The sequence below is a fragment of the Cupriavidus sp. DB3 genome, from assembly GCF_020418465.1.
GTDB lineage: Bacteria > Pseudomonadota > Gammaproteobacteria > Burkholderiales > Burkholderiaceae > Cupriavidus > Cupriavidus cauae.
The window spans coordinates 159988-178036 of sequence record NZ_JAIZPL010000005.1 but is presented as its reverse complement, the minus strand read 5'-3'; the positions used below and the strand labels follow the sequence as shown (position 1 = coordinate 178036).

Genomic DNA, 18049 nt, shown 5'->3' with positions numbered 1-18049 from the left:
GCCGTCCATCAACTTCGTTTGGAGAACTCGATGACCTGGTTTCCCGCTGGCTGGATTCGCCCCCTGATCGCGGCGCCGCTGCTCGCCATGGCGATGGCCGGCGCCCATGCCGCCGATCTGCTCGACAACGTCAAGCAGGCCGGCGTCCTGAAGATCGGCCTGGAGGGCACCTATCCGCCGTTCGGCTATCGCGGCGCCAACAACCAGCTCGAGGGCTTCGACGTCGACGTCGCGCGCGCGGTGGCCGGCAAGCTGGGCGTCAAGCCGGAGTTCGTCACCACCGAATGGAGCGGCATCATCGCCGGCCTGCAGGCGGGCAAGTTCGACGTGATCGTCAATCAGGTCAACGTGACGCCGCAGCGCAAGCAGGTGCTGGATTTCTCCAAGCCCTACGTCTACTCGGCCGCGCAGCTGATCCAGCGCAAGGACGACAAGCGCGAATTCAAGTCGCTGGAGGATCTGAAGGGCAAGCGGCTGGGCGTCAGCCTCGGCAGCAACTACAACGAGCTGGCCAAGTCGGTGGCGGGCATCGACGTCAAGACGTATCCCGGCGCGCCCGAATATCTGCGCGACCTGGCCGCGCAGCGTGTCGATGCCGCGCTGAACGACCGGCTGATGGTCAACTACCTGATCAAGACGTCGAATCTGCCGCTGCGCGCCGGCGCGGTGGTGCAGGGCGGCGATACCGAGGTCGCGATCCCGTACCGCAAGGACAACCCCAAGTTCGCGCAGGCCATCGACCGCGCGCTCGACGATCTGCGCAAGGACGGCACGCTGACCAGGCTGTCGGTCAAGTGGTTCGGCGCGGACGTGACCAAGCCGGCCAAGTAAGCCGACGGATCGCCAAATGGCAGACGGCAGTGCAATCGCACTGCCGTTTTGTTTTTTGGGGCACCACTTTATGATTCCGACTTTGCGCGCTCTCTTGCGCGGCCACTTGCGCCCCTGATCCCGCCTGCCATGCCATCCCTCCAACTGGTAATCGATTCGCTGCCCGTGCTGCTGCAAGGCATGGTGCTGACCATCAAGTTCGCGCTGTCGTCGATGGCCTTCGGGCTGGTGATCGGGCTGGTGGTCGCGCTGATGGGGATCGGCCACAACCGCGTGCTGCGGGCGATCGCGCGCGTCTATGTCAGCGTGATGCGTGGCACGCCGCTGCTGGTGCAGATCTTCGTGGTGTATTACGGCCTGCCGGGCATCGGCATCGCGCTCGAACCGACCCCGGCGGGGGTGCTGACGCTGAGCCTGAACGTCGGCGCCTATCTGTCCGAGAGCATGCGCGGCGCGATCCTGGGCATCTCGCGCGGGCAATGGCTGGCGGCCTATAGTCTCGGGCTGACGCCGGCGCAGACGCTGCGCTACGTGGTCGGTCCGCAGGCGCTGCGCATCGCGGTGCCGAGCCTGTCGAACAGCCTGATCAGCCTGATCAAGGACACCTCGCTGGTGTCGGTCATCACGGTCACCGAACTGCTGCGCACCACGCAGGAATTGATTGCCGCGACCTACCAGCCGCTGCCGCTCTACTTGGCCGCGGCGGCGATCTACTGGGTCTTGAGCACGCTGCTGTCGTTCGTGCAGCGGCTGCTGGAGCGCAGGTTGTCGTTGCCGGGGCGGCATTGAGGCGGGGTAGGGGAGACGGGGCGCAATTGCCCTCTCCCCAGCCCTCTCCCGCTCGGGGGAGAGCGCCAACCCCTCAAGCGGCTTCCGCGATCCGCTTCGCGATGTGGTCCAGCGCTTCCTCGACCTGATCGACCAGGATCAGGCACAGGTCGCCCGGCTGCAGGCGGCCCAGCGCGGTGTCGATGGCGAGGAATTCGCCGCGGATCTCTTCGACCGCGCTGGCGCGCGTGGCGCCTTCCAGCCCCTCGCGCAGCAGCGCCAGCACCTCGCCGTCGGCGCGTCCGCGCTGGCACTGGTCCTGGTACAGCACCACGTCGTCGAATACGCCGCCGAGGATCTGCGTCTGGCGGCGGATGTCCTCGTCGCGGCGGTCGCCGGCGCCGCTGATCACCACCATGCGGCGGCGCGCCGGCATCGTCTCGATCGCGTTGCACAGCGCCTGGATCGCGTCCGGGTTGTGGCCGTAGTCGGCGATCAGCGTGGCGCCGCGGTAGTCGAACAGATTGAAGCGGCCCGGCGCGCTGGCGGCGTCGCTGACGAAGGTCGCCAGGCCGCGGCGGATCACCGACCAGTCGATGCCCAGCGCCCACGCGGCCGCGGTCGCCGACATCGCGTTCTCGACCTGGAAGCCGATGCTGCCGCCGCGCGTCAGCGGGATGTCCTTCAGCGCGATGCGTACCTGCGTGTCGCCCTCGGCCGCGACCAGATCGCCGCCGTCGGTGAACACCACGCGCTTGCCCTGCGCGCGATGCGTGGCCAGCACCGGGTGCTCGGCATCGCGGGCGAAGAAGGTCACCGCGCCGGGGCAGGCGTCGGCCATGCGCGCGACCATCGGATCGGCGGCGTTGAGCACGGCCATGCCCTGCGGCGAGACGTTCTGCACGATCACGCTCTTGAGCACTGCCAGGTCTTCGACCGTGCTGATATAGGACAGCCCGAGGTGGTCGCCTTCGCCGACATTGGTCACCACCGCGACATCGCAGCGGTCGAACGCCAGCCCCTCGCGCAGCAGGCCGCCGCGCGCGGTCTCGAACACGGCCGCGTCGACGTCGGGGTGCATCAGCACGTTGCGCGCGCTGCGCGGGCCGCTGCAGTCGCCGGTGTCGATGCGCTGGCCGTTGATGTAGACGCCGTCGGTGCCGGTCATGCCCATGCGCAGGCCGCTGCCGGCCAGCAGATGGGTGATCAGCCGGACCGTGGTGGTCTTGCCGTTGGTGCCCGACACCGCGACCACCGGAATGCGGCCGTCGTCGCCGTCGGCGAACATCGTCGAGATGATCGCCTCGCCGACCGCGCGGCCCTTGCCGTAGGACGGCTGCAGATGCATGCGCAGGCCCGGCGCGGCATTGACCTCGACGATGCCGCCGGCCTGTTCCTCGAAGGGCTTGAGCACGGTCTCGCAGACCGCATCGACGCCGCAGATGTCGAGGCCGACCATCTGCGCCGCGGCCACCGCGCGCGCCGCCATCTCGGGATGCACGTCGTCGGTGACATCGGTGGCGGTGCCGCCGGTCGACAGGTTGGCGTTGTTGCGCAGGATCACGCGCGTGCCCTTGGGCGGCACCGATTCCGCGGTGAGGCCCTGCTTGGCGAGCGTGGCCAGCGCGATATCGTCGAAGCGGATCTTGGTCAGCGAGGTCGCGTGGCCCTCGCCGCGGCGCGGATCGCGATTGACCTCGTCGACCAGCTGGCGCACGGTATGCACGCCATCGCCGATGACCTGGGGCGGATCGCGCCGGGCCGCGGCGACCAGCTGATTGCCGACCACCAGCAGACGGAAATCGTGCCCCGGGATATAGCGTTCGACGATCACGTCGCTGCTGATCTCGGCCGCGACCTCATAGGCCGCCATCACTTCCTCGCGCGTGCGGATGCGCACGGCCACGCCCTTGCCCTGGTTGCCGTCGCGCGGCTTGACCACCACTGGCGCGTCGATCTCCTGCGCGACTTGCCAGGCTTCCTCGGCGCTGCACACCGAGCGGCCCTGCGGCACCGGCACGCCGGCCGCATGCAGCAGGCTCTTGGTCAGCTCCTTGTCCTGCGCGATCGATTCCGCGACCGCGCTGGTCATGTCGGTTTCCGCGGCCTGGATGCGCCGCTGGCGGCTCCCCCAGCCGAACTGCACCATGCTGCCCTGCGTGAGGCGGCGATAGGGGATGCCGCGCGCGATCGCGGCATGGACGATGGAGCCGGTGCTCGGTCCGAGGCGCACGTCCTCGTCGAGCTCGCGCAGGCGGGCCAGCGCGCCGTCCAGATCGAACGGCGTGTCGTCGCGCGCGGCGCGGCACAGCTGCTGGGCGAGATCGAGCGCGAGGCGTCCGACCTCTTCCTCGCTGTACTGCACCACCACCTGATAGGTGCCGGGCTCGACGGTGGGCGAGGTACGGCTGAAGGTCACCGGGCAACCGGCGGCGGCCTGCAGCCGCAGCGTCGCGCATTCGAGCGCATGGGCCAGCGAGGCATCGCCGTGCGCATCGTCGGGGCGCAGCGGGCCGATGTCGGGGAAGCGCGCGCGCAGGCGCTCCTCGAAACCCGGCAGGTCCTCGATCGTGCCGGCTTCGTCGGGGCACGCGACGATCGCTTCGATCGCGGTGTGGCGGCACCACAGGTTCGGACCGCGCAGCGCGCGGATGCGTGAGACTTCCATCAATCAGTTTCCTATCGGTCGGCCGCCGGCCGGGCGGGGCGCGACCCCGCGGCAGGCGACCGTTCTATCCTTCAGCGCTTCAGAGTGTCGGAGCCTCGGCGCCTTGCCTCTGACCATCGATGCCGGCCGGTCAACCGCGCCGGGCCGGCTGGCCCAGCCAATGGTGGACCTGGTCCAGCGTGGTGCCGATGTCGGCCTCGTCGGCCTGCAGCACCAGCAGATCGCCCGCCACCAGCTGCGACAGCGCGGCCTCGACGGCCTCGCGCCGGCTGCCCTGGTCGATGATCTTGTTGACGCGGCGGCCTTCGTACAGTCCCTTCTTCAGCAACGCGCGCGCCTCGCTGTCGGGCAGCTTGCGCGTGACGCTGCGGTCTTCGCACAGGAACACGCGATCGAAGGCGGCGCCGAGCGCCTTGCCCTGCTCGATCAAGTCGGCGTCGCGGCGGTCGACGCCGGCGCCGAACACGGCCAGCCGGCGTTCGGATGGGAAGCGGTCCAGCGCCTTGGCCAGTGCCTCGAGCGCCGGCGCGTTGTGCGCGTCGTCGACGATCACCGTGGCGCCGTTGCGCTCGAACAGCGTGAAGCGGCCCGGCACGTCGAGCTGGCCCACGTCGAAGGTCATCACGCCGGCGCGGATCAGCTCGTGCGAGATGCCCAGCGCCCACGCCGCGGCAACCGCCGCCAGCACGTTCTCGATCTGGAAGCCGACGCGGCCCGCATAGGTCAGCGGAATCGCCGCGACGTCGGCCAGCGGCAGCTCGCTGTTGCCGGTGGCCAGCACGATGCGGCCGTCGCGCACGTACACCGCGCGCTTGCCGGCGGCGCGGTGCTGGGCGATCGCGGGCAGCTCGGCGCTGGCGCCGAAGAAGATCACGTCGCCGTCGCACAGCTCGGCCATCTCGACCACCAGCGGATCGCGCGCGTTGAGCACCGCGGCGCCGTGCTTGAGCACGACGTCGACCTGCGTGCGCAACACGCTGTACATCTTCTCGGCGTCTTCGATGTAGTAGTGCCCGAGGTGGTCGGGGGTATCGATATTGGTGACCACGCCCACCAGGCAGCGATCGTAGGCCAGGCCCTCGGACAGCATCGTGCCGCTGTCGTTCTCGAACACGGCCGCCTCGACGGCGCGGTTCTTCAGCACGCGGGTGGCGGCCTCCCAGTTGGCGCGATCGCCGCCTTCGACCAGTCGTCGATCCAGATACAGGCCGTCGCTGCAGGCCAGGCCCGTATGGCGGCCGGACAGCTGCAGCAGGCGCGCGACCAGCTTGGCGACCACGGTCTTGCCGTTGGTGCCGGTGATGCCGACCACGGGAATGCGGCCGTCGTCGGCCGGGGCGTCGCCGTCGGCCGCGGGCGGGAACAGATGATCGACGATGGCGCGGCCCACAGGACGCGGCGTGCCGGCGGCGGGCTTCAGATGCATCAGCAGGCCGGGGCCGGCATTGACCTCGACGATCGCGCCGCCTTGTTCGGCGAGCGGGCGGGAGATGTCCTCGGCCACCAGGTCGATGCCGGCGATATCCAGGCCCACCACGCGCGCCGCCAGCGCGGCATGCGCGGCGACGCTCGGGTGGACGCGGTCGGTGACGTCGAACGCCACGTTGCCGTTGCGCTGGATCAGCACATGGCGGCCCTCGGGCGGCACCGACTCCGCGGTGAAGCCCTGGCGCTTCAGTTCGAGACGGGCGGCCGAATCGAGCCGCACGCGGTTCAGCGGATGATCCTCGGTGTTGCCCCGGCGCGGGTCGCAGTTGATCTGCAGTTCGATCAGCTCGTCGATGGTCGACTTGCCGTCGCCCACCACGCTCGCCGATTCGCCCATCGCCGCCGCCACCAGCCGGCCGCCGACCACCAGCAGGCGGTGTTCGTTGCCGGGGACGAAGCGCTCGACGATGACGCCGCTGCCTTCCTCGATGGCCACCGCATAGGCGGTCTGCACTTCCTCGCGGCTGATCAGGTTGGTGAACACGCCGCGGCCGTGGTTGCCGTCGTAGGGCTTGACCACCACCGGCACGCCGATCTCCTCGGCGGCCTCCCAGGCGTCGTCGGCGCTCTGCACCAGCCGGCCCTCGGGCACCGGCACGCCGCACGATTCCAGCAGCGACTTGGTCAGGTCCTTGTCGCGCGAAATGCTTTCGGCGATGGCGCTGGTGCGATCGGTCTCGGCGGTCCAGATGCGGCGCTGGCGTGCGCCATGGCCCAGCTGGACCAGATTGCTGTCGGACAGGCGCAGCGCGGGGATACGGCGGTCGTCGGCGGCGTAGACGATGCAGGCCGTGCTCGGGCCCAGCCAGTGGCGATCGATCAGGCTGCGCAGTTCGTCCACCGCCGCGTCGACGTCGAAGGCGCGGTCCTCGATCGCGGCCATCACCAGGTCGCGCGCGAGGAACAGCGCGGCGCGCGCCACGCGTTCGTCCCAGGCCGTCACGATGACCTTGTAGACGCCCACCAGCGGGGTCTCGCGCGCCTTGCCGAAGCCGCCGGGCATGCCGGCCAGGCTCAGCAGCTCCAGCGTCACGTGTTCCATGATGTGGGCGGGCCAGGTGCCTTCCTTCAGCCGCTGCAGGAAGCCGCCCCGTTCGCCGATGCTGCACCGGTGCTCGATCAGCGAAGGCAGCCAGGCCGAGAGGCGCTCGTAGAAACCAGGGATCTTGTTGGAGGGGTATTCCTCCAGTTCTCCGATATCGACCCACGCCTCCAGCACCGGCCCATATGTCCACATATTGGGGCCGCGCAGCGACATGACATCGAATATCTCAATGTCCTTTTTCTTCATTGAATTAGCTTGAGGCATGGGCGATGCGCCCGTGGGGCGGAAGTCTAACCTTTCAATAACGTTACAGCGTAGACCTGGTTGACTTCCCGACGAAAAAGCGTTTGTGCGCCGCGACAGACGCCGCCGCGAGGATGTGGCTTATGTATACTTGCGCCGCGCTTGCACCGCACTTGCGCCGAATTGTCTGCGACATATCGGCATTCCGGCAGCGCCCGCCATTTTTATTTGTATCAAGACATGTCGTTTCGACCGTCGGCCGACCGCTTGCGCCATGCTCGCGCAGCCCGACGAAACGACGCCCGCTGTGCCGACCATGACCCTTGCTGCCACCTCCGTATCATCGACCCCCACGCTGCCTGACCCCTGGCGCGTCTCGCTGGAGGCCGAACTCGCCTCCCGCCCAGGCATGCCCGCTGAAACGGTGCTGGCCTGGCTGGAGGTCGATCTCGACCGGCGGCTGCATTTTACAGAAGGCGTGGTGGTTGTCACCGATCGCCGCGTGCTGGCCAGGGACAACGCGCAGGACGCGGGGAACGGGCAGGGCGGCTGGCGGCAATGGCCCATCGGCGCCGAACTGACGCTGCACCATGGCGACCACGCCGGCGTCGGCACGCTGGAGCTGCAGGATCGCAGCGGCCGGCTGGCCGCCTGGCACTACACGCTGGGCAACAATCCGGCCGCGCTGCGCCTGCTCGACACGTTCAATGCCCAGCGCGATCGTCTGGCCGCCGGCGCGGCCGCGCGCGAGGCCATCGAGGTCGAGGGCGTCTGCCCGACCTGCCGCGCGCCGCTGCCGCCGGGCGAGGACGAATGCCCGCAATGCAGCCGCGAACTGGAGACGCCGCCGTCGACCTGGGCGCTGCTGCGGCTGTGGCGCTTCGCGCGACCCTACCGCATGCAGTTGTTCGCCGGCTTCGTGCTGACGCTGCTGTCGACCGGCGCCACGCTGGTGCCGCCGTACCTGACCATGCCGCTGATGGACAAGGTGCTGATCCCCTACCAGAACGGCGTGCCGATCGACTACGGCCTGGTGCGGCTCTATCTGGGCGGCCTGCTGGGCGCGGCGCTGATCGCCTGGAGCCTGGGCTGGGCGCGCACCTATCTGCTGGCGCGGGTGTCCGAGCGGATCGGCGCGGACCTGCGCACCACCACCTACGAACACCTGCTGAAGCTGTCGCTCGAGTATTTCGGCGGCAAGCGCACCGGCGACCTGATGGCGCGCATCGGCAACGAGAGCGACCGCATCTGCGTCTTCCTGTCGCTGCATCTGCTCGACTTCTTCACCGACGTGCTGATGATCGTGATGACGGCGGTCATCCTGATCTCGATCAACCCCTGGCTCGCGCTGGTCACGCTGGTGCCGCTGCCGTTCATCGCATGGATGATCCACCAGGTCCGCGACCGGCTGCGCCATGGCTTCGAGAAGATCGACCGCAACTGGTCCGAGATCACCAACGTGCTGGCCGACACCATCCCGGGCATCCGCGTGGTCAAGGCCTTCGCGCAGGAGCGCCGCGAGGTCGAGCGCTTCCGCGAGGCGAACCGGCACAACCTGGCGATCAACGACCGCGTCAATGCGGTGTGGTCGCTGTTTACGCCCACCGTGACGCTGCTGACCGAGGTGGGCCTGCTGGTGGTCTGGATCTTCGGCATCTGGCAGGTCTCGCGCGATGCCATCACGGTCGGCGTGCTGGTCGCCTTCCTGACCTATATCAGCCGCTTCTACACGCGGCTGGACTCGATGAGCCGGATCGTGTCGGTCACGCAGAAGGCCGCGGCCGGCGCCAAGCGGATCTTCGACATCCTCGACCACGTATCGAGCGTGCCCGAGCCGGTGCGGCCCACGCAGCTGCCGCAGGTCCGCGGCGCCATCGAGCTGCGCGATATCGGCTTCCGCTACGGCAGCCGCGCGGTGATCCGCGGGCTCGACCTGCAGATCCGTCCGGGCGAGATGATCGGCCTGGTCGGCCACAGCGGCTCGGGCAAGAGCACGCTGGTCAATCTGATCTGCCGCTTCTACGACGTGTCGGAGGGCGCGATCCGCGTCGACGGCGTCGATATCCGTTCGCTCGCGGTGGCCGACTATCGCCGCCATATCGGCCTGGTGCTGCAGGAGCCGTTCCTGTTCTTCGGCACCATCGCCGAGAACATCGCCTACGGGCGGCCCAATGCGACGCGCGCCGAGATCATCGCCGCCGCGCGCGCCGCCCATGCGCACGAGTTCATCCTGCGGCTGCCGCACGGCTACGACTCGCTGGTCGGCGAGCGCGGGCAGGCGCTGTCGGGCGGCGAGCGCCAGCGCATCTCGATCGCGCGCGCGCTGCTGATCGATCCGCGCATCCTGATCCTCGACGAAGCGACCTCGTCGGTCGATACGGCGACCGAGAAGGAAATCCAGAAGGCGCTGGACAACCTGGTGCAGGGCCGCACCACGATCGCCATCGCGCACCGCCTGTCGACGCTGCGCAAGGCCGACCGGCTGGTGGTGATGGACCGCGGCCGCATCGTCGAGGTCGGCCCGCACGACGAGCTGATGGCGCGCGAGGGCGCCTACTACAAGCTGTACCAGGCGCAGGCGCGCAACGTCGATACCGACCCGGACGATCCGGTCGAGGTCAATACCGTCGCGCCCCATGTCACGGCCGGCGCCGTCGTCGTGCAATAAGGAAGTCCGATCATGCAAGCAAGCGAATCGACGACTGCGGTCGCATTCCCGTTCGAACTGTCGCGCAATCCCTTCGGCCGTCTCGTGATGAGGACCGCGGACGGCGGCGTGCATGAAGGCGTGGTGGCCGTGCGCGCGTTCCCGATCACCGCGCCGGACGACGGCATCGCGCTGGTCAGCACCGATGGCCACGAACTGGCCTGGATCGAGCGGCTCGAAGACCTGCCGGCGCCCGCGCGTGCGATCGTCGAGGAGGAGCTGGCCGGACGCGAGTTCATGCCCGAGATCCGCCGCATCGTCAGCGTGTCGACCTTCGCCACGCCGAGCACTTGGCAGGTCGAGACCGATCGGGGCCCGACGCGGCTGGTGCTGCGCGGCGAGGAGGACATCCGCCGGCTGGCGGGCACCACGCTGCTGATCTCGGACAGCCACGGCATCCACTATCTGATCCGCAGCCTGGATTCGCTGGACAAGGCCAGCCGCAAGCTGCTGGACCGCTTCCTGTAGCGGCTGCGGATACGGCCGACGCGGGCTTGTTGCCGCGCGTCTCTTAGGCCGCACAAGCGAAATATCCAGATACAAAGCTGCGTTGCCGCCTCGCGCCCCCGGGTGTAACTTGCCATCGCTGTCCCAACCAACAAGGAGATCTCGATGAAGAGGAACCACATGTTGATGGGTTTGCTGGTGGCCGCGGGCGTGCTCGGTTCATCGGTTGGCCTGGCGCAGTCCAGCTCCGGTGGCGGCTCGGCCGGTGCCGGCGGATACGGCACAGGCGCGGCGGACCAACCCGGGTCCCAGCGGGGTGGCTCGCAGATGGGCGGGCCGCAGTCGGGCGGCTCGGAGACGGGCTCGCAGATGGGCGGTTCGCAACGGGGTAGCTCCCAGATGGGCGGTCCGTCGGGACCAGCCGCTCAACCCGGCGAGCGCGGCGGTCCGTCGGCGCGCGACGCGCGCGGCATGCCTCCCGGCATGGCGCCCGGCGGGCCGGGACCTTCGGCTTCGCCGTATGCCTATGCGCCGGGCCAATGGAAGAAGGGCGATCGCCTGCCGACCGCCTATCGCGACCGTCAGTACGTGATCGACGACTGGAAGTCGTTTCAGCTGGAGCGCCCACCGAAGGGGCACCAGTGGGTTGGCATCGGCAACGAGTTCCTGCTGGTCTCGACCCGCAACGGCACCATCGCCCGCGTCGTTACCGGACAATAGCGAACCGATAGCGAACCGATAGCGAACCGATAGCGAATCAATAGCGGCCAACAGGCGGGCGACACATCGGCCCGCCGCAACACGACCCGCGCAGCGTGAGGACGCCGGCGCGGGTTTTTGTTTGGCGCTTCCGCAAAGAAAAAAGGACGTCCGAAGACGTCCTTTTCTTTCGGCTCGGGGCCGAGCCCCGATCCGGCTTAACGCGAGAAGCGCGAACGGCCCTGGCCTTGGCCCTGACGCTGGCCGCCGTAGCCGCCGCCGTTCCCGCCATGGCGATTGCCGTAGCTGCTGCGGTTGCCATCGCCGAAGCTGCGGGCACCGTCGCGATTGCCGCCACGATTGCCGTCGCGATCGCCGAAGCTGCGCTCGGCCGGCTTGCGGTCGCCAAACGGACGGTCGCCATATTGACGGTCGCCGAAGCTGCGCTCGCCGAACGGGCGATTGCCGTTGCCAGCGGCGCCGGCAGTGTTGCCGCCGTAGCCACGCGATTCGCCGCCGCCGAAGCTGCGGGGCGCCTGCTCGCGGTCGCCGCGATAGCCGCCCCCGTTGCCGTAACCGCGCGACTCGCCGCCGCCGAACTTGCGCTCGCCGCCGCGATAGCCGCCGCCACCGTTACCCGGACGGGCACCGCCCGGCTTGCCGCCGAAGCCGGCGCGCGGCTTGGGCGTACGGCGCGGTTCCAGGCCCTCGATCACCGAAGCGGTGATGCGGTTGTTGGTGAAGCGCTCGATCCGCTTCCACTGGAAGGCATCGTTGTGGTTGACCAGGTTGATTGCCACGCCCGAGCGGCCCGCGCGGCCGGTACGGCCGATACGGTGCACATAGTCCTCGGCCTGCTTGGGCAGATCGAAGTTCACCACATGGGTGATGTCGGGCACGTCGATACCACGCGCGGCCACGTCGGTGGCCACCAGCACGCGCAGATTGCCGCGGCGCAGCGCCGTCAGCGTGCGATTGCGCGCGCCCTGGGTCATGTCGCCGTGCAGTGCGCCGGCGGCAAAGCCGGTGTCCGACAGGCGCTCGGCCAGCGAATCGGCGTCGCGCTTGGTGGCGGTGAACACGATCGCCTGCTTCAGCGACGCGTCGCGCAGCAGATGGTCGAGCAGACGCTCCTTGTGCGACATGTCGTCGGTGAAGTGCAGGCGCTGTTCGATGTTGCTCTGGTCGGCACGCGCCGCCGCGATCTCGATGCGCTGCGGGTCACGCAGCTGGCGCGCGGCCAGTTGCGCGATGCGGCCGTCGACCGTCGCCGAGAACATCAGCGTCTGGCGCGTGGCCGGCGTCGCCGCGACGATCGCGTCGATGTCGTCGGAGAAGCCCATGTCCAGCATGCGATCGGCCTCGTCGAACACCAGCATGTCGAGCTGCGACAGGTCGATGCGGCCGGCGTCGATGTGGTCGAGCAGACGGCCCGGCGTTGCCACCAGGATGTCCGGCATCTTAGACAGCATCGCCAGCTGCTTCGGATAGGGCATGCCGCCCAGGATGCTCGCGCAGATGATGCGGCGCAGATGGCGGCCGTACTTGGCGGCGGCTTCGGTGACCTGCAGCGCCAGTTCGCGAGTCGGCGTCAGCACCAGCAGCGACGGCTGGGCCGGGGCCGGGCGGGGACGCTTGCCCTTCATGCGCTTGATGGGCTCGTCGGCGCGCGGGCGGTTCGGTGCCGGACGCTCCGAAATGCGCTGGATCGCCGGCAGCATGAAGGCGGCGGTCTTGCCCGAACCGGTCTGGCTCGACACCAGCAGGTCGCGGCCGGCCAGGAAGGCCGGGATGGCCTGGGCCTGCACCGGGGTCGGCACGGTGTAGTTCAGTTCGGTCAGGGCGCGCAGGATCGCGGCATCGAGGCCGAGCGCGGCGAAACCGTCGGCCGCCGAGGCGGCGGCTTCGGGTGCGTCCTGCGGCTCGAGGATCGCTTGCAGGCGGTCCAGCGGGCTCGGCGCGGTCGTATTGGAAATATCGTTGGCGGAGGCAATAGGCTGCTCCGCACGGAATTCGTGCTGGGTCATGTCGTAAGGGTCTTGATGCATGGCACCCCTGCCATCGGCAAGAGGGTGGGCGCAGTGCAAAGTCTTAAAAAGGCTTCGGCGCCAATCGGAAGGCCGTGACGACAGACTCAGCTGGCAGTACGGCGGCAGGCAGGGGGCGACCGGTGCAAGACCGGAAGCCGGGTCCCTGGCAGGCAAACAGCGACGAGGCTGTTCAACAGGATCGGAGACGAGGCGGCGTCAAGTGAGATGGCGTTCTGGCAAGCGGCGGGTGTGGTCGAAGACTTGAAACAAACGACCGGAGAACCGAGCGACAGAGCTTGAGAGCGGAAGCGGCATCGCCTCTGGCCTTGGGGGCTGGTCGGCGGGTGCACGGCTCGCATTGCGAACTCACGGGGCGCATTCTAGCAGAAGTCGAAAAATATTGCTGCGCTGCGAAAATATTGTCTGCAAGCGCCTTCCGGCGGACATCGGCACGGACGCCGGCAGGTCGCGAGTCACCTCACGAGTCCACGTCTCTTGCATCCCCGAACCCCCGCCCTATACTCGCAGTGTCGACACCAAGTGCCGGCACGGATGCGGACAACCCTCCCACCCGATGGCCGTCTTCAGCGAGTGCCTCGCTGTTCGCCATCGGCATCTCCGCAATGCACGCCAGCGCCTTCTTTCTCCGACTGTCCGGGTGGTCCGGATGGGCGGCCGCGACATCGGCGGAACCATGAGGAAGAGGACCTGCACCGTGGCTTGTGGCGATGCCGCCAGCGTCGACCTAGACTGCCCGGCCCGTCCGCAGCCAGCCCGCCAGGACATTGGCGGGCTTTTCATTTCTGCGAGGGTCGGTTCGACGACGCGGCTCCGCCGCGCGACATCGCCCCCGCGACGCGGCTCCGCGCGTGAAATCGCACCTCCGACGCGGCTCCGGGCGCGAAATCGCACATTTCCGGGTGCCGGCGAGACGCCCCCCGCCAAGTGACTTTGCTATACTCCGCCCCTGCCTCGGCCAATGGCCGCGCGCGCGGTTGCACCGGTTCAGCGGTGGCCGCATCCCAGGGCGTCGCAGCGATGCCCGGCTATCCGCTCGCCGTAGTTCAATGGATAGAACGAGCGCCTCCTAAGCGCTAGATACAGGTTCGATTCCTGTCGGCGGGGCCACTCTCCCCATTCGATTTCGCATCAGCCGCGCTTCGCGATTTCCGCGCTTGGCGGTCCCCACGCGTTGCATCTCCGCGCTTGGCGGCCCCCCTACACGTCGCGTCTTCGCGCTTGGCGCTTCGCGCCTGCGCCCGCGACGCCAGAAGCCGGACGCCGCTCGTGCTCCGATGGCCGAGCGGCGGCGTCCGGCACGACTGGAATGGCCTGCGACGATCAGGCGCCGTCGAGGAAGAGACTGCGCTGGCCCAGGCGCGTGCCGAGCGCATCGGGCGGCAGGCTCATGCTGGCCGGATCGATGGCAGGGTCGGTGCTGCGCACCAGGTTGGGATCGGCGGGCGCCATGGCCGGCTGAGCAGCGGGGGCGGCAGCTTGCGCGTACGGGTCGCCGGCAACCGGTGCGGGGGCTTGAGCCGGCGACGTTGCCGCGGGCATCGCCTGCATCGGCTGAGCCGACGGCATCGCCTGCGCGGCGGGCGCGGACTGGATCGATTGGGTGGGTTGCGCGGATGGCGCGGATGGCGCGTATGGCGAGGATTGGGTGGACTGCATCGGCTGCATCGTCTGCGCGGCCGGCATCGGCTGAGTCGACTGCATCGGCTGGGACTGCTGCGCCAGCAGCGGGTACGACGCGATCATCGCGCCAGCCATCAACAGGGATTTCGCCAGATGTTGCTTCATTCGTGTACCTCCATAAAACGCCTACAGGCAAGGGAAGGGTCACTGTAGCGGCGAGGCGTCTGACATTCTGTTCGATTTTGCAACGGTGATTAACGAGCCTTGTCATCCGCGCCAATGCGGCTTACAACCACGCGCGCAACGGTGGCAACGGTGGCAACGGTGGCAACGGTGGCAACGGTGGCAACGGTGGCAACGGTGGCAACGGTGGCAACGGTAAAAAGGTCGCAATGGTGAGCGAGGTGCTTGCTTGCATGGCGGGGCAGCATGACCATGGAGGTTCGATGCGAAAGGGCCTGTAGAATCGGCGGCGCTCTTGCCGTAGCGCGGAAACAGGCCCTGGCGCCGTGGTGAAGTGCCCTCACGGAGTCGACAATATGGACGGACAACAACAAGCGATGTCCTGCATGCACGAGACCCGCACCGTCGATTCGCCAATGGCCGACCAATGAAATCCATCGCGCATCCGCCACGCGTCGTCGCGCTGGCCTTCCTGCTGGCGATCGCGGCCGGCACGCTGCTGCTGGTGCTGCCGATTTCCCAGGCGGACGGGCGGCCCGTGCCGTGGCTGACGGCCGTGTTCACCGCGGTCTCTGCCGTCTGTGTGACGGGCCTCGTGGTCGTCGACACCGGTACCTACTGGTCCGGCTTCGGCCAGGCCGTGATTCTGGTGCTGTTCCAGATCGGCGGCTTCGGCATGATGACTGCAGCCACCCTGCTGGGGCTGATGGTCAACCGCTCGCTGCGGCTGCGCACCAGGCTGATCACGCAGGTCGAGACGCGCTCGCTGGGCATGGGGGACGTGACCAGCGTGGCGCGGCTGGTGCTGGCGGTGACGCTGGCGTCCGAGGCCATCGTCGCGACGCTGCTGACGCTGCGGCTTCGCCATGCGCATGACCTGCCATGGGGCGATGCCGTGTGGAGCGGACTGTTCCATGCGGTGTCCGCCTTCAACAATGCCGGCATTTCGATCCATGCGGACAGCCTGACGCGCTATGCCGCCGATGCGCTGATCCTGATTCCGGTGATGCTGGCGACCGTGGTCGGCGGCATCGGTTTCCCGGTGCTGCACGATGTCCGGCGCAAGGCGCGCAGCCCGCATCATTGGTCCCTGCATACCAAGCTGACCCTTGCCGGCACGGCGGTACTGCTGGCGATGGGCTTCGTCGGGGTGCTGCTGTTCGAATGGACCAATCCGAATACGCTGGGCCCGATGTCCGCCGCCGACAAGCTGCTGTCCGCGGCCTTCGCCTCGGTCGCGGCACGGACAGCGGGCTTCAATACCCTGGACATCAGCCTGCTGACGCCCGAAACGTGGGCGCTGCACTACTTCCTGATGTTCGTCGGCGGCGGCAGCGCGAGCACCGCCGGCGGTGTCAAGGTGGGCACGATCGCCATCCTGGTCCTGCTGGTGATCGCAGAGATTCGCGGGCAAAGCGACTGCGAGGCATACGGCCGCAGACTCGGCGCCTCGGCCCAGCGCCAGGCCATCACGGTGCTGGTGCTCGGCAGCGCGCTGGTCACCCTCGGTACACTGGTGTTGCTGCGCACGACCGACGTGCCGACAGATCAGATCATCTTCGAGGTCATCGCCGCCTTCGGAACAACCGGCCTGTCCACGGGGATCACCGGCGATCTGCCGGTGCCGGCCCAACTGACGCTGATCCTGCTGATGTATGCCGGCCGGGTGGGCACCATCACGCTGGCGGCATCGCTGGTATTGGGCGAGCGCCGCATGCCGTTCCGCTATCCAGAGGAGCACCCAATTGTTGGCTAGATTGTTTACCGAGCAGTTCTCCTTCTCGAAGGGCGACAGCGTGGTCGTGATCGGCCTGGGCCGCTTCGGCAGCTCGGTCGCGCAGTCGCTGATGCGTCTGGGCCACGACGTGATGGGCCTCGACAAGGATGCGGAGCCCGTGCAGCTCTGGGGCAACTACCTGACGCATGCGGTGCAGGCCGATTCGACCAACGTCAACGTGATGCGCCAGCTCGGCGTGGCCGACTTCGCCCATGCCATCGTCGGCATCGGCTCGGACCTTGCGGCCAGCCTGATGACGATCATGGCGCTCACCGAACTGGACATCAAGGACATCTGGGTCAAGGCGATGTCGGCCGAGCACGGGCAGATCGCGCAGCGCATCGGCGCGCATCACGTCGTCTATCCGGAAGCCGATATGGGCGAGCGCGTCGCGCACTTGATCACCGGGCGCATGATGGATTTCATCGAGTTCGACGACGGCTTCGCCATCGCCAAGGTCCATGCGCCGGCGTCGACCCACAACCAGACGCTGGCGGAATCCGGCGTGCGCGAGAAGTCGGGCGTCACCGTGGTGGGCGTCAAGCGCGCCAACGAGGACTTCCAGCACGCCACGCCGGGCACGCGCGTGTTGCCCGGCGATCTGCTGATCGTGTCGGGCCCGACTCGGAAGATCCAGTCGTTCGCGGGCGACGTGACGAAGCGCTAGTTCGCGGCCCCAAGCACCGCCCGATTCAGCGCCTGGATCTGATCTTCGCAGGCTTCTGGATATTCCAGGCCCGCGCGCTCCGCCACTTCTCGTCCCAGGCGCCCGTACAGCCGGACCGTCGCTTCAAAGGCGCGTCGTGCGTCCGCGGCGTCGAAACGTCCGAATATCTGCTGCATGGCATGCCACGTATCGCGATGGGCCCACTGGTCCATGCGCAGGCCGTTGTGCCAGACATCGACCTGGCCCGGATGCAGCGCCTGCGCGTGCCATTGCGCCATGCGCAGCAGCAGCGTCTTCATCGTCCAGTCGCGCTGCTTGACCAGCCATGGTTCTCCACGCGCCAGATAGCGCGGGACATGAAATGCCTCGAACCAGAACTCTTCGACACTCGCCTGGAATTCCCGCTGTGAAGGCAGAGGTTCAACAGGGAAGCGGTATGGCGGAGGCGGCAGCGATGCGGCCACCCCCGCCTTGTCGAGGAGGACGTGATAGCCGCGCGCATAGAGGTCGTCCAGACCGTCTGGAGCGGTCATTCGACGCAGGCGTTCGATGCCGGCGACGGTGAAGTCGATCTTGACGCCGCCCTGGTATATCGCCAGCCGCGTCGGCCACGGTTGATCGCTGCCGGCTTCGAGACGCAACACCGTGATCAGCGGACCAATCCGGTGTAGCCAATCGTCGTCCTTGGCCAAGGTATCCGAGTCAGACGAAATGATCTCGATATCGAGGTCCGAATACTCGTCCGCGGAATCATCCTGGCGTGCCAGCGAACCGGTCTGGATCAACGCCAGCACCGCGTCCGTGGCACCTGCCCAAGCCAGGACCGATTGCAGATATTGGTCTCGTAATGTCATG

General features: G+C 68.0%; 13 protein-coding genes and 1 tRNA gene. 8 read left to right on the top strand and 6 right to left on the bottom strand.

The genetic code is table 11. The features are described from left to right. The first annotated feature begins 87 nt into the window (after positions 1–87). The gene (locus K7G19_RS17205; protein WP_226108614.1) at positions 88–831 is read left to right on the top strand and encodes a transporter substrate-binding domain-containing protein; all 744 of its coding nucleotides are present in this window, start codon (positions 88–90) and stop codon (positions 829–831) included. 129 nt (positions 832–960) lie between these two features. Beyond that, on the top strand, positions 961–1620 hold the full coding sequence (locus K7G19_RS17200; protein ID WP_149317858.1) for an amino acid ABC transporter permease: 660 nt from the start codon (positions 961–963) through the stop codon (positions 1618–1620). A gap of 73 nt (positions 1621–1693) precedes the next feature. On the opposite strand, the gene cphA (K7G19_RS17195) is transcribed toward K7G19_RS17200, so the two are convergent. Beyond that, positions 1694–4267 (bottom strand): cyanophycin synthetase, encoded by a 2574-nt coding sequence (gene cphA / locus K7G19_RS17195; RefSeq protein WP_149317859.1) that lies wholly within the window; start codon positions 4265–4267, stop codon positions 1694–1696. A gap of 130 nt (positions 4268–4397) precedes the next feature. Continuing rightward, positions 4398–7046 carry a cyanophycin synthetase gene (gene cphA / locus K7G19_RS17190; protein ID WP_149317860.1) on the bottom strand — a complete coding sequence of 883 codons (2649 nt, stop codon included), beginning with the start codon at positions 7044–7046 and terminating at the stop codon, positions 4398–4400. A gap of 313 nt (positions 7047–7359) precedes the next feature. On the opposite strand from cphA (K7G19_RS17190), the gene K7G19_RS17185 reads away from it, so the two are divergent. From K7G19_RS17185 to K7G19_RS17175, 3 genes are all read left to right on the top strand, one after another. Then, the gene (locus K7G19_RS17185; protein WP_149317861.1) at positions 7360–9711 is read left to right on the top strand and encodes an ABC transporter ATP-binding protein; all 2352 of its coding nucleotides are present in this window, start codon (positions 7360–7362) and stop codon (positions 9709–9711) included. A 12-nt stretch (positions 9712–9723) separates the two neighbouring features. Then, positions 9724–10218 (top strand): DUF1854 domain-containing protein, encoded by a 495-nt coding sequence (locus K7G19_RS17180; RefSeq protein WP_149317862.1) that lies wholly within the window; start codon positions 9724–9726, stop codon positions 10216–10218. 144 nt (positions 10219–10362) lie between these two features. Further along, on the top strand, positions 10363–10917 hold the full coding sequence (locus K7G19_RS17175; protein WP_226108287.1) for an RcnB family protein: 555 nt from the start codon (positions 10363–10365) through the stop codon (positions 10915–10917). A gap of 197 nt (positions 10918–11114) precedes the next feature. Here K7G19_RS17175 and K7G19_RS17170 read toward each other — a convergent pair whose 3' ends face one another. Next, positions 11115–12923 (bottom strand): DEAD/DEAH box helicase, encoded by a 1809-nt coding sequence (locus K7G19_RS17170; protein WP_226108613.1) that lies wholly within the window; start codon positions 12921–12923, stop codon positions 11115–11117. 1056 nt (positions 12924–13979) lie between these two features. Here K7G19_RS17170 and K7G19_RS17165 point away from each other — a divergent pair. Continuing rightward, positions 13980–14054, top strand: a tRNA-Arg gene (locus K7G19_RS17165). A 213-nt stretch (positions 14055–14267) separates the two neighbouring features. Here the strand turns inward: K7G19_RS17165 and K7G19_RS17160 are convergent. Then, positions 14268–14732, bottom strand: a complete 465-nt coding sequence (locus K7G19_RS17160) for a hypothetical protein (protein ID WP_226108286.1) — start codon at positions 14730–14732, stop codon at positions 14268–14270. 89 nt (positions 14733–14821) lie between these two features. Further along, the gene (locus K7G19_RS17155) at positions 14822–15004 is read right to left on the bottom strand and encodes a hypothetical protein (protein WP_226108285.1); all 183 of its coding nucleotides are present in this window, start codon (positions 15002–15004) and stop codon (positions 14822–14824) included. Between the two features lie 173 nt (positions 15005–15177). Here K7G19_RS17155 and K7G19_RS17150 point away from each other — a divergent pair, with 173 nt between their 5' ends. After that, on the top strand, positions 15178–16506 hold the full coding sequence (locus K7G19_RS17150) for a TrkH family potassium uptake protein (protein WP_149317864.1): 1329 nt from the start codon (positions 15178–15180) through the stop codon (positions 16504–16506). Continuing rightward, complete coding sequence (locus tag K7G19_RS17145; protein WP_226108284.1) at positions 16499–17194, top strand: TrkA family potassium uptake protein; 696 nt, start codon at positions 16499–16501, stop codon at positions 17192–17194. The genes K7G19_RS17150 and K7G19_RS17145 overlap by 8 nt, the downstream gene beginning before the upstream one ends. Here K7G19_RS17145 and K7G19_RS17140 read toward each other — a convergent pair. Next, positions 17191–18048, bottom strand: a complete 858-nt coding sequence (locus K7G19_RS17140) for an aminoglycoside 6-adenylyltransferase (protein WP_226108282.1) — start codon at positions 18046–18048, stop codon at positions 17191–17193. The genes K7G19_RS17145 and K7G19_RS17140 overlap by 4 nt on opposite strands. Position 18049: the final 1 nt, after the last annotated feature.